We start from the raw sequence: 12,471 nt of genomic DNA, 5'->3' as shown, positions 1-12,471 counted from the left end.
TTCGCCGGCGCGCTAGCGTAGCGCGAGTGCAGGCCGGTCGGCATGATCGTTGGAGACGGCATCGTCCCAACGCAAACGTGAATTTGTAACCCGTGATCCTTCCTCCGGCGTGGTGTGCCGGTCGTGGTGGGCGAGCAGTCTTGCAGGGTCGCCATGCCTCGTTGCTGGCGCCTTAGCTAGGTTGGAGATGGGCCGTCTTGCGCAGAGGGTTCCGGCGTCTCGAACTCTTTGGGAGCGGGGTATCCGGTTTCGATGCAGACAGCGCTTACTATTTCAAGGGTGAGCCCGCCCGCCAAGTTGTGAGATCGCAAGATGGCGATGGATGTCTCAAGCTCGGTGGCGGCCAGTTTTTTTCGACCGGCGTGGGAATGGGCCAATGCCCGGAAGGCTGCATTCAAGCAGCGATTGAAGTCGTTGGAGTCATCGGCCTGCGCAAGAACATTCAGCGCCTCCTCATGGCGCCCCAATCGTGCGAGCGCCGCGCCGCGTGTGCCTTTCAGCGTAGGGAGTTCCGGTGACATGGCCACGGCACTTTCCGTCAAGCGGTCGAGTAAAGCATCGAGACGAGAGCCCGGCTGGGTGGGTTGAGCGAGGATTCTCGTGGCGGCGGCGTCAATGAGGAGAAGTCGCTCGCTTGCGGACGCCGTATGGGTCAGCTCATCTTCGAGCGCTGGAATGTCCTCGTTCGTCAGATCAGGTTTGAACACAAAGAAAGCGACACGATCCGACTGACCCGTGGGGTGCCACGGCGGATCGTCCGCACTCATATACGGCCGCAAGCGGTTGAGATAGAGTTGCCGGAGCTCCTCGGACGGATCGCGACCCCGGGCAATTTTCCACAAGGCCAGCATATCGTTGGGCAGGCGCTGGCCGTAGACCTTGGCACGAAGCGGAAGAAAGTTGCCGATGACGAACATCATCTTAACTATAGCGGCCGGCGCCAAGATGGTGTCTACAAATTCTGTGCCGCGATAGATGGGCATTGCGCCGCTCAGAACACCCAGCCAAACAATGTCCATAATCGGACCTGCGGCCACAAAAACAGATTAGCGGGCTTCGAAACGGATAATTGAGGAAAAGTTCTTGTCCAGCCTCCTAGCGGGACAGCCCCTACATGTACCTTCATTCTCAGCAAGCGGGTGTGGAGTGTTGGTCCCAAGCCGAGACGAATTTCTCTTATTTGCAATTTTGCCAGATGTCCGGCGAGAGCATGAGAAGACTCATGCAGGACCAGGCTTATCCAGGCGCCAACGAATAATGAGGCAGCGACAAGGAGGGGCAAGAGCAAGGTCTTTCAGAAATGAGAGTGGCCGGAGGTATTGCGAATCGTATCTTTGTGAATCAGCGCAATGCGCCCTTTCGCCAGAAAATCTTGTACCCACCCGCCGCCGCCAACGCCAACGATCACTTTGCCCACAAATTTAGGTAATGGGGCGGCGATCGATTGCAGCGTCCCTCATAAGGCTGAAAGGCTACTGCACTGGAACGCCCACTCCACCTTAGCGTACGGTGCAACAGCTCGGCACCGACGACGAGGGAGCTTCGACATGGACGACCACGAGATCCGGGCGGCCCTCGATCGCCACTGGGCCGCCTCCGAGGCCGGCGATTTCGACGCGGAGCACCAAATCTATGCTGAAGACGCGGTGCTCGACTATCCGCAATCGGGCGAGCGCATCCGCGGACGCCGCAACATCCAGTCGTCGCGCGCCGCGCAACCGAACCGCAAGCGCTTCACGGTGCGCTGCATTACCGGCGCCGGCGCCCTCTGGGTGACGGAATATATCCTGGCCTATGACGGGCGCCCGTCCTTCACGGTCAGCATCATGGAGTTCCGCGATGGCAAGGTGGCCCACGAGACCCAGTATTTCGCCGACCCGTTCGAGCCCGGACCGTCGCGGGCGCAATGGGCCGAGCGCATGGCGTGAGCGTCCGCCCTCGTGAACGTGCCTCCCCGTCCCCTCGCCCGCTCGGAACTGCCCGACGATACGGCGGCGCTTGCCCGCTTCCTCATCGGCAGGCTGGTGGTGCGCGAACTGCCGGAGGGCATCGTCAGCGGCCGCATCGTCGAGACCGAGGCCTATGTCGCGGGCGACGCCGCCGGGCATGGCTTCAGGGGCATGACGGCGCGCAACCGCTCGCTGTTCCTCGGGCCGGGGCATGCCTACATCTATCTCGCCTATGGCACCTCCTTCATGCTCAATGTTTCGAGCGGCGCGGCGGGACAAGGCACCGGCGTCCTGATCCGGGCACTGGAGCCGCTCGACGGTACCGCGATCATGCGATCGAATCGCGGCGTCGAGCGCCTGCGCGACCTGGCGCGCGGGCCGGGACGGTTGGCGGCGGCGTTGCGGATCGACCGATCGCTCGACGGGCTGGATCTGTGCCGCGAAGGCCCGATCTGGCTGGCGGACGATGGCCACGCCGCCGGCAGGATCACACAGAGCGTCAGGATCGGGATCTCGAAGGATGCCGACCGGCCGCTGCGGTTCTATGTCAGGGGAAGCCCCTTCGTCAGCGGCCCGGCAGCGCTCAACCGGTGACAGCGGGCTGGTCCGCCGCCTGTTTTTGCGCCAGTTGCGCCCGCGCGTCGCGGACCGAGGCGGCGTAGGTCACGAGCGGCCGCTTGACGCCGTGGTTGATCAGCATGCGCCGTATCCGTGGCGAGGCGCCCGAGATGACGAAGCGGACGCCGGCGCGGTTGGCCTTGCGGGCCGCGCTTTCGATGACATTGGCGGCCGTCGAATCGAAAAGCGGCACGGCCGAACAGTCGAGGATGAAGTTGCGGCGCTGGTCGGCGATGCGGTCGAGCACGCTGCCGACGGTCGACGCCGCGCCGAAGAAGAAGGCGCCCGAAATGCGGTAGACGACGGTGTCGGCGTCGCTTGCCTGGCTGGAATCGTAGCCACCGTCGACGGCGTCGGCGACGTCGTCCTGCGCCAGATCGGCCTCGACCGCGACGGATTTGGCCATGCGGTCGATGAACAGGATGGCGCCCAGCGCGAAGCCGACGACAATGCCTTCCGTCAGGTCGCGGAAGACGACGATCAGGAAGGTGGCCATCAGCACCAGCGCATCGCCGCGCGAGGCGCGCAGCAAGGTGGCGAAGGCCTGTTTCTCGAACATGTTCCAGCAGACCACCGCCAGCACCCCGGCAAGGGCGGCGAGCGGGATGTAGCTGGCGAGCGGCGCGGCCAGCAGCATCAGCACCAGCAGGATCGCGGAATGGACCATGCCCGAGACTGGCCCGTGCGCGCCGGCGCGCACGTTGGTGGCGGTGCGGGCGATGGTGCCGGTGGCGCAGATGCCGCCGAACAAGGCGGATGCGATGTTGGCGAAACCCTGTGCCACCAGTTCGCAATTGGACCGGTGCCGCCGGCCCGTCATGCCGTCGGCGACGACCGCCGACAGCAGCGATTCGATGGCGCCGAGCAGCGCGAAGGCGATGGCGTCCGGCAGCACCTCGATCATCCTGTCGAGACTGAGCGGCGGCAATGCCGGCCATTGCAGGCTGCGCGGGATGCCGCCATAGCGCGTGCCGATGGTTTGCGCCGGCAGCGCGAGAAGCGCCACGACGAGCGAGGCGAGGCCGATGGCGATCAGCATGGCCGGCCATTTCGGTCGCCAGCGCTTCAGAAGCACGATGGTCGCGATGGTCAGTCCCGCCACGAACGTCGCGGCGGGATTGATGGTGCCGGCCGCCTCGCCAAGCGCGACCAGCTTGGGCACGAACGGCCCGGGCTCCTTGCCCGGCAAGGTCAGACCGAACAGTTCGACGATCTGGCCGGAGAAGATGATGACGGCGATGCCGGCGGTGAAGCCGACCGTGACCGGATAGGGGATGAACTTGATGTAGGTGCCGAGCCTGAGAGTGCCGATGGCAAGCAGGAAGAAGCCAGCCATCATCGTTGCCAGCAGCAGGCCATCGACACCGACGCGCGCGACCGTCGCCGCCACCAGCACGATGAAGGCGCCGGCCGGCCCGCCGATCTGGAAGCGGCTGCCGCCGAACGCCGAGATGATGAAGCCGCCGACGATCGAGGTGTAGAGGCCGCGCTCCGGCGTAACGCCGGATGCGATGGCGATGGCCATCGACAGCGGCAGCGCGACGATGGCGACGGTGAGGCCAGCTATGGCATCGGCCTTGAAATGCGCCGGGGTGTAACCCTCGCGCAGCACCGTCACCAGCTTGGGGGTGAACAGTTCGGAAAATGTCGGCTTCGCCGGATGGTGGGCCGGCTTATGGGCCGGTCTGTACGTTGCCTGACGCGCTTGATCCATGGACTGCCACCCGCACCTTCGAAGGCGGCGGGATCGTCGGCAAGGCTGTCGGCGGTCGCCGTCGCGACTTATGCCGGCTCAGTCCTGGGATCCGGCGGCACGGCGGGCTTGAGGCGCACGCCCCTGCCGCCACGCTCGCTGGCCTGGTTCTCGCCGATCAGTTCCACCCCGGCGTCGTCGAGAGCCTGGATGACCTTCATCAGCGTATCGACCACGCCCCTGACCACGCCGTCGCTCGCCTCCATGCGCTGGATGGTCGGGAGCGAAACACCGGCACGCTCGGCGAGCGTCTTCTGGTCGATACCGGCCAACGCCCGCGCGGCGCGCATCTGCGCGGCAGTGATCATCGGGCGAAACCCAAGTCTGAGCCTGCGGGATTAATGTTTAATGCTTTTATCATGATGTTTCAAGCATCATTCTGCATGTACGAAACATATGAGATCATTCGCCTTCCCCGACCATCTTGCGCCGCTGCAGGCCCCTTGCGGCCAGCCAGCACAGCATCGCCCAGGCGAAGCCCGCGCACCAGCCCGCCAGCACGTCGGATGGCCAGTGGACGCCGAGATAGATGCGGCTGACGCCGACCAGCACCGTGACCAGCACGGCAAGTGACAGGACATAGATCTTCGTCGCCCGGCCATGCAGGAAGCGAGCGGCGAGCGAACCGAGCGTGAGATAGGTCACCGCCGACAGCATGGCGTGACCGCTCGGGAAGGAGAGCGATGTCTCGTTGACCAGATGCGAAACGAGCTCCGGCCGGGGCCGGTCGATGCCGAATTTCAGCAGGCTCGACAGGACCTGGCCACCGGCCACGGCGACGAAGACGAGCAGCGCGGTGCCGGGCCTGCGGATCAGCAGGAGATACAGGATCGCCGCCGTCGTGATCAGCACCAGCACGCTGGCGCTGCCGAGGCTGGTGATGTCGCGCACCGCGCCTTCGAGCCAGGGCGGACCGATGGGAATGCCGGGCTGGCCCGCCTGGCGGAAGGCGAGCAGGATCTCGGTGTCGAATCCATGCGGCAGGGTCTCGCGCGCCCTCTCCATCAGCTCGACAAAACCCCACAGGCCGCCGGCAATGATCAGACCGGCCAGCAGGACCGGGAACTCGATCCGGTTGAGCAGGGTCTCGGCAGTGCCTTTCATAGGACCGGTATCTTCATCTCTTGTCATCGTCCCTGCAGATAGGGCCCGAGCGTGATCAGCGCCACGGCGGCGATCGCCAGCACGATGCCGGTCGCCTGTAGCGCGTTGACGCGCTCGCCGAAGAACACCAGGGCCACGACATTGACGGAGACGAGCTGGATGACCGCCGAGAGGCTGAACGATACCGACATGCCGAATTCTCGGATCAGCCGCAGCATGATCAGATTGCCCAGCGAATAGAGCGCCAGCGTCAGAAGGATCTTGCCCAGGCTCGGCGCCAGCCCCCATTGCTTGGCGGCGGTCGCCGCCAGAAGGAAGATGACGGTCGAAAAGCCGAGCTGCAGCAATCCCGAAAAACTCAAATTTCCCTCCCCCTCGAAGCGGCTGGCGCCGCATATGGCAGCGGACCTTGTTTCCGAAGCGCGGCGAGACGTCAAGCGACGTCGTTCTAAGGGAGGTCTTGGCAACCGGCGGACCGAAGCTCAATGTGCCGATACCGCCCAGCCGGTCGACAAAGGGTGGTCAGGGGCCCATGATTCGTGTTCTTCAGAACTTGGTGCGGCGCTGGAGCGAGCTTTCCCTTGCCCTGCAATTCCTCGTCGCGGGCGGCTTTTGCCTGCTCGCCGTCATGCTGGTGGTCGGGTCGTGGGTGACGATGCAGATCCGCGACGGCGTCATCCGCAATTCGGCCGCCACGACCGCCCTCTATGTCGACAGCGTGATCGCCCCGCTGCTGCCCGACCTGCGCAAGAGCGAGCAGCTGAGCGCGTCCGCCAAACAGGCGCTCGACGAGACGCTCGGCCAGGGCGCGCTTGGCAAACGCCTGGTATCGTTCAGGCTCTGGCGTCGCGACGGCACCGTGCTCTACGCCAAGGACGCCAGCCTGACCGGCCGCCGCTTCGCGCTGAGCGACAATCTGCAAGCGGCGTTCAAAGGCAGCGTCGTGGCCCAGTTCGATACGTTCGACGGCGATGAGAGCAAGGAGAAGGCCATCGGCGTGCCCTTGCTTGAAATCTACAATCCGGTGCGCGAACCGTGGTCAGGCGAGGTGGTGGCCGTGACCGAATTCTACGAGGTGGCCGACGATTTCAAGGCAACGCTGGCTTCCACCCTGCAGTCGAGCTGGCTGATCGTGGCCGGCACCACGCTGACGGCGTTTCTGCTTCTGTCGGGCATCGTGCTGCGCGGCAGCCGCACGATCGACGACCAGCGCGGGGCGCTGCGCCGGCAGGTGTCGGAACTGCAGGGCCTGGTGACGCAAAACAGCGCGCTGCGGCACCGTGTGCAGCGGGCGTCGCGCCGCGCCACCGCGCTCAACGAGCGATATCTGCGCCGGATCGGCGCCGACCTTCATGACGGCCCGGCCCAGCTGGTGGCGCTCGCGGCGCTGCGCCTGGACAGTCCGGTCTTTTCCGGCGACGGCGAAAGCCGCCCCGCCGAAGTGGAGATGATCCGCAAGACGCTGCAGGACGCGATGCGCGAGATACGCGGCATCTGCACCGGCCTGGTGCTGCCGCAGATAGAGACGGCAGCCGCGACCGACATCTTGCGGCTGGCCGTCGAGGAGCACGAGCATCGTACGCGAACCTCGGTGACGCTGACGCTGCCCGAACATCTGCCCGAACTCGGCCCCTCCGAAAAGATCAGCATCTACCGTTTCGTGCAGGAGGGCCTGAACAATGCCTACCGCCACGGACGCGGCCAGGATCAGGCGGTGCGCGCCGGCATGCGCAGCGGCAGGCTTTTCGTCGAAGTGTCGGATGGCGGCCCGGGCTTCGATCCGGCAAGGGCCGAAGGGCTGGGCCTCGCCGGCCTCAGGGAACGGGTCGAAAGCATTGGCGGCCAGTTCGAGACCTTGACCGGAGCGCAAGGCACCCGACTGGTGATCAGCCTGTCCGTCGAGGAGCAAGCATGACCGGCGCCATCCGCATCGCCATTGTCGATGATCACCCGCTGTTTCGCGAAGGCGTGACGCGCAGCCTGTCCGAGATCGGCGGCTTCGAGGTGGTGGGCGAAGGCGCGACCGCGCAGGACGCCGAACGCATCGCGGCAGCCGCGCAGCCCGACATATTGCTGCTCGACATTTCCATGCCGGGCGGGGGGCTCGCCGCGGTCGCAGCCATCCTTGCCAGCTATCCCGCCCAGAAGATCGTCATGCTGACGGTCTCCGAGGCCAATGCCGATGTGACCGGGGCGCTGAATGCAGGCGTGCGCGGCTATGTCCTCAAGGGCGTCGGCTCGCGCACGCTCGCCGATATACTGCGCGACGTGGCGGCCGGCGAGAGTTACCTTTCGCCGACGCTGTCGGCGCGGCTTTTGTCCGACCTCCAGTCCGCGCGGCCCGCCGACGCCGCGGCCGACAGGCTGCGGCAACTCACCGGAAGGCAGAAGGAAATCCTGCGGCTGGTGGCCGAGGGGCTCAGCAACAAGGAAGTGGCCCTGCGCCTGGCGCTGCAGGAAAAGACGGTCAAGCACCATATGACCGGGGTGCTGTCGAAACTCAATGTGCGAAATCGCACCGAAGCCGCTCTCATGATGCGCGAACTCCGCGACCGCGACTGGGACCGCTGACAGCCACTGTCTGGCTTGCACCCGCTCCGTGCGAAAAAATGGGTGTCACCTCCGCCGGGGGGCGGCGGAGGTGACGTGTGAAGCCGGTCGTTGCCTGCGGACCGGCCTCACAAGGCCTTGAGACGGCGTATATCGGCCGGCGTGGCCCGGCGGTCGATGATCGTGCGGCCGAGCGCGTCCAGCATCCGGAACCGACCGCTCTCGATCTTCTCCGTCATGCCGTCCGGGTGCTGAACCGTGATCTTGCTGCCGTCCACTTCAACCCGGTCGCCGGTGTTGGCGTTGACGTGACTGTTGCCCTTGTCCTTGCCGGATCCGGTGCCGCCGTCATCACTGCCACCCGCTCCGGAATTGCCGCCTCCCGAATTGCCACCGCCGTTATTGCCGCCATCGCTGCCGCCATTTCCGTTGCCGCTGCTGCCATCATTTCCGTTGCCGCCGTTGCCGCCACCGCCGTTTCCGTTGCTTCCATTGCCGCCGCCATTGCCATTTCCGTTCCCGTTGTTGCCGCCGCCGTTGCCGCCCTTGGCGGCATGGGCACCGGCGGCGTCGATCCCGGGGGCGAAACCGTGCAGGGCGATCCGATAGGGAGCGATGGCCAGCGCCAGGGCGACCGCCGATCCGAGCGCCAGCCGGCGGCAGCGGGTCGTGATCGATCCGTGCATGCTGATCTCCGTCGATTGAGCCGGCGCGCCCACCCTCAACGTTGCAGTGCAACCAGCATCGCCGAAAGACGCTGTGGCCGGAAGCGACCTCCGACCGTTGCGTTTATCGCCCAGGACTTTTGCGGGCGGAAGACTGGACCAAAGTCCCAATGGGCATGTGAACAACGCCACGCGGCGAGCCATGTTCGGCTACGATGTCACGAAAATGTGATCGGCCTGACGTAAGGGGGTCGAACAGGTACCCAAGCTCCAGCCACTCCAAAGCCAGAGGCCCCGATGACCGAACACCGCTCCCCCGACGCCCGATTCCGCACAAGCCTGCTCGAGGAAAACGACGGACCGGCCATCAACCCCTCCGACAACCGGACCATGGGCGAGATCATCGCCGCGCGCTTTTCGCGCCGGGGCTTCCTGACCGGCTCGCTCGCCGTCGCGGCGATCGCGGCCACCGTCAGCCCGCTGGCGCTGGTCGCCGCCGGCGATGCCCGCGCCGCCGAAGGCTCGGCCTTCAAGTTCGACGAGCTCGAGGCCGGCATCGACGACAAGCATCATGTCGCGCCGGGCTATGATGCCGACGTGCTGCTGCGCTGGGGCGATCCGCTGTTCGCCGATTCGCCGGAATTCGACCCGACCAAGCAGTCGGCCGAGGCGCAAGCCAAACAGTTCGGCTACAACAACGACTATGTCGGCTATATCCCGATCGACGGCTCGGCCGAGCACGGCCTGCTCGTCGTCAACCACGAATACACCAACCCGCACCTGATGTTCCCCGGCATCGTCAAGATCGTCGAGAAGGACGGCAAGAAGGCGGCGGAAGTCGCGCCGCTCAGCAAGGAGCAGGTCGATGTCGAGATGTCCGCGCATGGCGGCACCATCGTCGAGATCCGCAAGGATGGCGGCAAATGGCAGGTCGTGCGCGACGGCAAGCTGAACCGCCGCATCACCTCCAACACCGAAATGGCGCTGTCGGGCCCGGTCGCCGGCCATGACCGCGTCAAGACCAACGCCGATCCGTCGGGCACGAAGGTCTTCGGCACGGTCAACAACTGCGCCGGCGGCGTCACGCCCTGGGGCACCTATGTCATGGCCGAGGAGAACATCCACGGTTACTTCTCGGGCGAACTGCCGGAGGGCCACAAGGAGGCCGCCAACTACAAGCGGCTCGGCATCCCGGAAGGCGCCTATGAATGGGGCGCGCATTACGACCGCTTCAACCTGGCCAAGGAACCGAACGAGCCCAACCGTTTCGGCTGGATCGTCGAGGTCGACGTCAATGATCCGAACTCGGTGCCGAGGAAGCGCACCGCCATGGGCCGCTTCAAGCATGAAGGCGCCGAATCGATCGTCGCCAAGGACGGCCGCGTCGTCTTCTACCTCGGCGACGACGAGCGCTTCGACTATGTCTACAAATTCGTCACCAAGGGCACGTTCAACGCCAACGACCACGCCGCCAACAAGGACCTGCTCGACGACGGCACGCTTCATGTCGCCAAATTCGCCGAGGACGGCACGGTCGAATGGCTGCCGATCGTCTTCGGCCAGGGTCCGCTGACGGCCGAAAACGGCTTTGCCGACCAGGCCGACGTGCTGATCGAGACGCGCCGCGCCGCCGACCTGCTCGGCGCCACCAAGATGGACCGCCCCGAGGACATCCAGCCCAACGGCGTCAACGGCAAGGTCTATGTGATGCTGACCAACAATTCCAAGCGCAAGGCCGACCAGGTCGACGCCGCCAATCCGCGCGCCAACAATGCCTTCGGCCACATCATCGAGATCGCCGAGAACGATGGCGACTTCACCGCCACCAAGGGCAAGTGGGAAGTGCTGCTGAAATGCGGCGACCCGTCGGTTGCCGATGTCGGCGCCACCTTCTCGACCGCGACGACCGCCAATGGCTGGTTCGGCATGCCCGACAATTGCGCGGTCGATTCGGCCGGCCGGCTGTGGGTCGCGACCGACGGCCAGGGCCCGAAGGCCACCGGCCGCACGGACGGCCTGTGGGCCGTCGACACCGAAGGCGCGGCGCGGGCGACGTCAAAGCTGTTCTTCCGCGTGCCGATCGGCGCCGAGATGTGCGGCCCGCTGTTCGCGCCCGACGACCAGACCGCCTTCGTCGCCGTCCAGCATCCGGGTGATGGCGGCGAGGACTGGGACGGTTTCGGCCGGCCTTCCTATTACGAGGATCCGTCGACCCGCTGGCCCGATTTCAAGCCCGACATGCCGGTGCGGCCGGCGGTAGTGGCGATCACCAGGCAGGGCGGCGGCAAGATCGCGGTCTGACGCCAACGCATGGTCACGATAAGGCGGGGGTTTGGCCAACCGAACCCCCGCCTTCCGTTCGAAACCACTCAAGCCTCGGGAAAGATTGGCAATTCAGGATAGCGCCCTAAATTTCTCCTTCAGGAGAACGCCATGCCGAAGTCCATCTATGACCGTGGGCTGCTGAAGCCCGCCGAAGTGGCCACCTTGCAGCGCGTGTTCGACGAGGCCTGCCGCCGGCGCGAGGCCCATCCGGAATCGGCCGAGGCGCGCGAGATCGCACTGACGCTTCTGGCGCTCCACAATGCCGGCATGGTCGACGAGGACATGCTGATGGAAGCCGTCGGCTTCAGGCGGCTGGAGCCGAAGTCGGCGTAATGCGATCCGCCTATGAACCTCGCTGAACGACGGCGATGTTCATCCTGCTTCTCAGCCTGAATCCGATGGATTCGTACAGCCCGATCGCGGTTGAGTTCGCGGCATAGGCGTGCAGGTAGGGAATATCGCCGCGCTCGAAGATCCGGTTGGCGACGAACACCGACAGAAGCCGACCGAGACCGGCCCCGCGGAAGTCGGGATGCGAGCACACGCCACTGAGCTCGCTGTAGCCGGGCTGCTTCATGCGCTCACCGGCCATCGCCGCCAGCCTGCCGTCAATCTTCACACCCCAGAAGTCGCCGAGGCTCTGCGCCTTGAGAGAAAAGGGGCCGGGCCTGGTGAGCAGGGCGAGCGCCAGCATGGCTTCCGCATCATCCTGCGTCAGGCGTTCCACGCGCCCGTCCGATACGACCGGCAATGGCGCCTCGGCGATCATCTGGACGGCGGCGGCGGTCGAGCTCGCCGTGAGGCCGGCCGGCAGGACGATGGTGTCCGCCTGCGCCATGATCACGCTTTCGCCCGGCGCGACCAGTTCGGCGAGCGCCCGCAGGCTTTCGGCGTCGTCCTCGGCGGTGGAGGCGAACGGGACGATCGAGGCGGGATAGCGCCTGGCATGATCGCCGCCCCGCGCCAGAGCCCTGTGCCGCGTGTCCAGCGCGCTCCACACGGGACGGTCGAGCACATGCTTCATTGAACGGCGCCCCTTTCGACACGGCGATCGAGCGGGGCCTGCGCCAGGCGGTCCTCGATGGCGGCCAACTGCCCGAGCAACGGTCCCGAAAGGCCGGAGCACAGCTCCGCGACGGCGTTCTCGATGCGGGGCCAGACCTCGCGGCTGGCGGCATCGACCAGCTGCCGGCCGCTCCCGGTCAGCGAGACCAGCCGGCGGCGCTGGTCGTCCTGCGACGGGTTCACCTCGACAAGGCCAAGATCGCCCAGCAACGACACGCTTCGCGTGACGCCCGGTTGGCTGACTCCGAGGGATTGCGCCAGTTCACCGACCGGCAAGGGGCCCAGCCTGTCGAGCGCGGCCAGCAGGGGGTACTGGCTCGACAGGACACGTGTTTCCAGGCCATCGAGCAGGCGCTGCGTGTCAGCCTGCAACTGCTCGCCAAGCCGCTTCAGGCGGCTGCCGAGGCACAGGTGACCAAGGGATCGCAGGATGTCTTCCATA

14 protein-coding genes are annotated in these 12,471 nt (G+C 65.7%); 6 read left to right on the top strand and 8 right to left on the bottom strand.

Annotated features, from left to right (window positions below; translation table 11 throughout):
• Window positions 1–176 precede the first annotated feature (176 nt).
• Window positions 177–1,019, bottom strand: a complete 843-nt coding sequence (locus FFS37_RS06825; protein ID WP_137930185.1) for a hypothetical protein — start codon at window positions 1,017–1,019, stop codon at window positions 177–179.
• Window positions 1,020–1,547: 528 nt separating this feature from the next.
• Here FFS37_RS06825 and FFS37_RS06820 point away from each other — a divergent pair.
• Together FFS37_RS06820 and FFS37_RS06815 are read left to right on the top strand one after the other, a co-directional pair.
• Complete coding sequence (locus tag FFS37_RS06820; RefSeq protein WP_137930184.1) at window positions 1,548–1,928, top strand: nuclear transport factor 2 family protein; 381 nt, start codon at window positions 1,548–1,550, stop codon at window positions 1,926–1,928.
• A gap of 12 nt (window positions 1,929–1,940) precedes the next feature.
• The gene (locus tag FFS37_RS06815) at window positions 1,941–2,543 is read left to right on the top strand and encodes a DNA-3-methyladenine glycosylase (RefSeq protein ID WP_210240444.1); all 603 of its coding nucleotides are present in this window, start codon (window positions 1,941–1,943) and stop codon (window positions 2,541–2,543) included.
• On the opposite strand, the gene FFS37_RS06810 is transcribed toward FFS37_RS06815, so the two are convergent.
• The 4 genes from FFS37_RS06810 to FFS37_RS06795 form a co-directional block, all read right to left on the bottom strand.
• Window positions 2,533–4,281 (bottom strand): SulP family inorganic anion transporter, encoded by a 1,749-nt coding sequence (locus FFS37_RS06810; protein ID WP_137930183.1) that lies wholly within the window; start codon window positions 4,279–4,281, stop codon window positions 2,533–2,535. The two genes, FFS37_RS06815 and FFS37_RS06810, sit on opposite strands and share 11 nt — an antisense overlap.
• A gap of 68 nt (window positions 4,282–4,349) precedes the next feature.
• Window positions 4,350–4,628, bottom strand: coding sequence for a helix-turn-helix domain-containing protein (locus FFS37_RS06805; RefSeq protein ID WP_137930182.1), 279 nt, complete (start codon window positions 4,626–4,628; stop codon window positions 4,350–4,352).
• Window positions 4,629–4,722: 94 nt separating this feature from the next.
• The gene (locus FFS37_RS06800) at window positions 4,723–5,424 is read right to left on the bottom strand and encodes a phosphatase PAP2 family protein (RefSeq protein ID WP_137930181.1); all 702 of its coding nucleotides are present in this window, start codon (window positions 5,422–5,424) and stop codon (window positions 4,723–4,725) included.
• Window positions 5,425–5,447: 23 nt separating this feature from the next.
• The gene (locus FFS37_RS06795) at window positions 5,448–5,786 is read right to left on the bottom strand and encodes a hypothetical protein (RefSeq protein WP_019862242.1); all 339 of its coding nucleotides are present in this window, start codon (window positions 5,784–5,786) and stop codon (window positions 5,448–5,450) included.
• A 170-nt stretch (window positions 5,787–5,956) separates the two neighbouring features.
• On the opposite strand from FFS37_RS06795, the gene FFS37_RS06790 reads away from it, so the two are divergent.
• Window positions 5,957–7,339: a sensor histidine kinase gene (locus tag FFS37_RS06790; protein ID WP_137930180.1), complete on the top strand. Its 1,383-nt coding sequence runs from the start codon at window positions 5,957–5,959 to the stop codon at window positions 7,337–7,339.
• Window positions 7,336–7,995 (top strand): response regulator, encoded by a 660-nt coding sequence (locus FFS37_RS06785; RefSeq protein WP_137930179.1) that lies wholly within the window; start codon window positions 7,336–7,338, stop codon window positions 7,993–7,995. The genes FFS37_RS06790 and FFS37_RS06785 overlap by 4 nt, the downstream gene beginning before the upstream one ends.
• 107 nt (window positions 7,996–8,102) lie before the next feature.
• Here FFS37_RS06785 and FFS37_RS06780 read toward each other — a convergent pair whose 3' ends face one another.
• Window positions 8,103–8,660, bottom strand: a complete 558-nt coding sequence (locus FFS37_RS06780) for a hypothetical protein (RefSeq protein WP_137930178.1) — start codon at window positions 8,658–8,660, stop codon at window positions 8,103–8,105.
• A 276-nt stretch (window positions 8,661–8,936) separates the two neighbouring features.
• Here FFS37_RS06780 and FFS37_RS06775 point away from each other — a divergent pair, with 276 nt between their 5' ends.
• Both FFS37_RS06775 and FFS37_RS06770 read left to right on the top strand, forming a co-directional pair.
• Complete coding sequence (locus FFS37_RS06775) at window positions 8,937–10,940, top strand: PhoX family protein (protein WP_137930177.1); 2,004 nt, start codon at window positions 8,937–8,939, stop codon at window positions 10,938–10,940.
• Between the two features lie 132 nt (window positions 10,941–11,072).
• On the top strand, window positions 11,073–11,297 hold the full coding sequence (locus FFS37_RS06770; protein WP_137930176.1) for a hypothetical protein: 225 nt from the start codon (window positions 11,073–11,075) through the stop codon (window positions 11,295–11,297).
• Between the two features lie 10 nt (window positions 11,298–11,307).
• On the opposite strand, the gene FFS37_RS06765 is transcribed toward FFS37_RS06770, so the two are convergent.
• Window positions 11,308–11,988, bottom strand: coding sequence for a GNAT family N-acetyltransferase (locus FFS37_RS06765; RefSeq protein ID WP_137930175.1), 681 nt, complete (start codon window positions 11,986–11,988; stop codon window positions 11,308–11,310).
• Window positions 11,985–12,470, bottom strand: a complete 486-nt coding sequence (locus tag FFS37_RS06760) for a MarR family winged helix-turn-helix transcriptional regulator (protein WP_137930174.1) — start codon at window positions 12,468–12,470, stop codon at window positions 11,985–11,987. Before FFS37_RS06760 ends, FFS37_RS06765 begins: the two co-directional genes overlap by 4 nt.
• Between the last annotated feature and the right edge of the window lies 1 nt (window position 12,471).

It is taken from the genome of Mesorhizobium comanense (assembly GCF_005503535.1).
Taxonomy (GTDB): Bacteria; Pseudomonadota; Alphaproteobacteria; order Rhizobiales; family Rhizobiaceae; genus Mesorhizobium; species Mesorhizobium comanense.
This window is presented reverse-complemented; position numbering and strand designations above follow the sequence as displayed.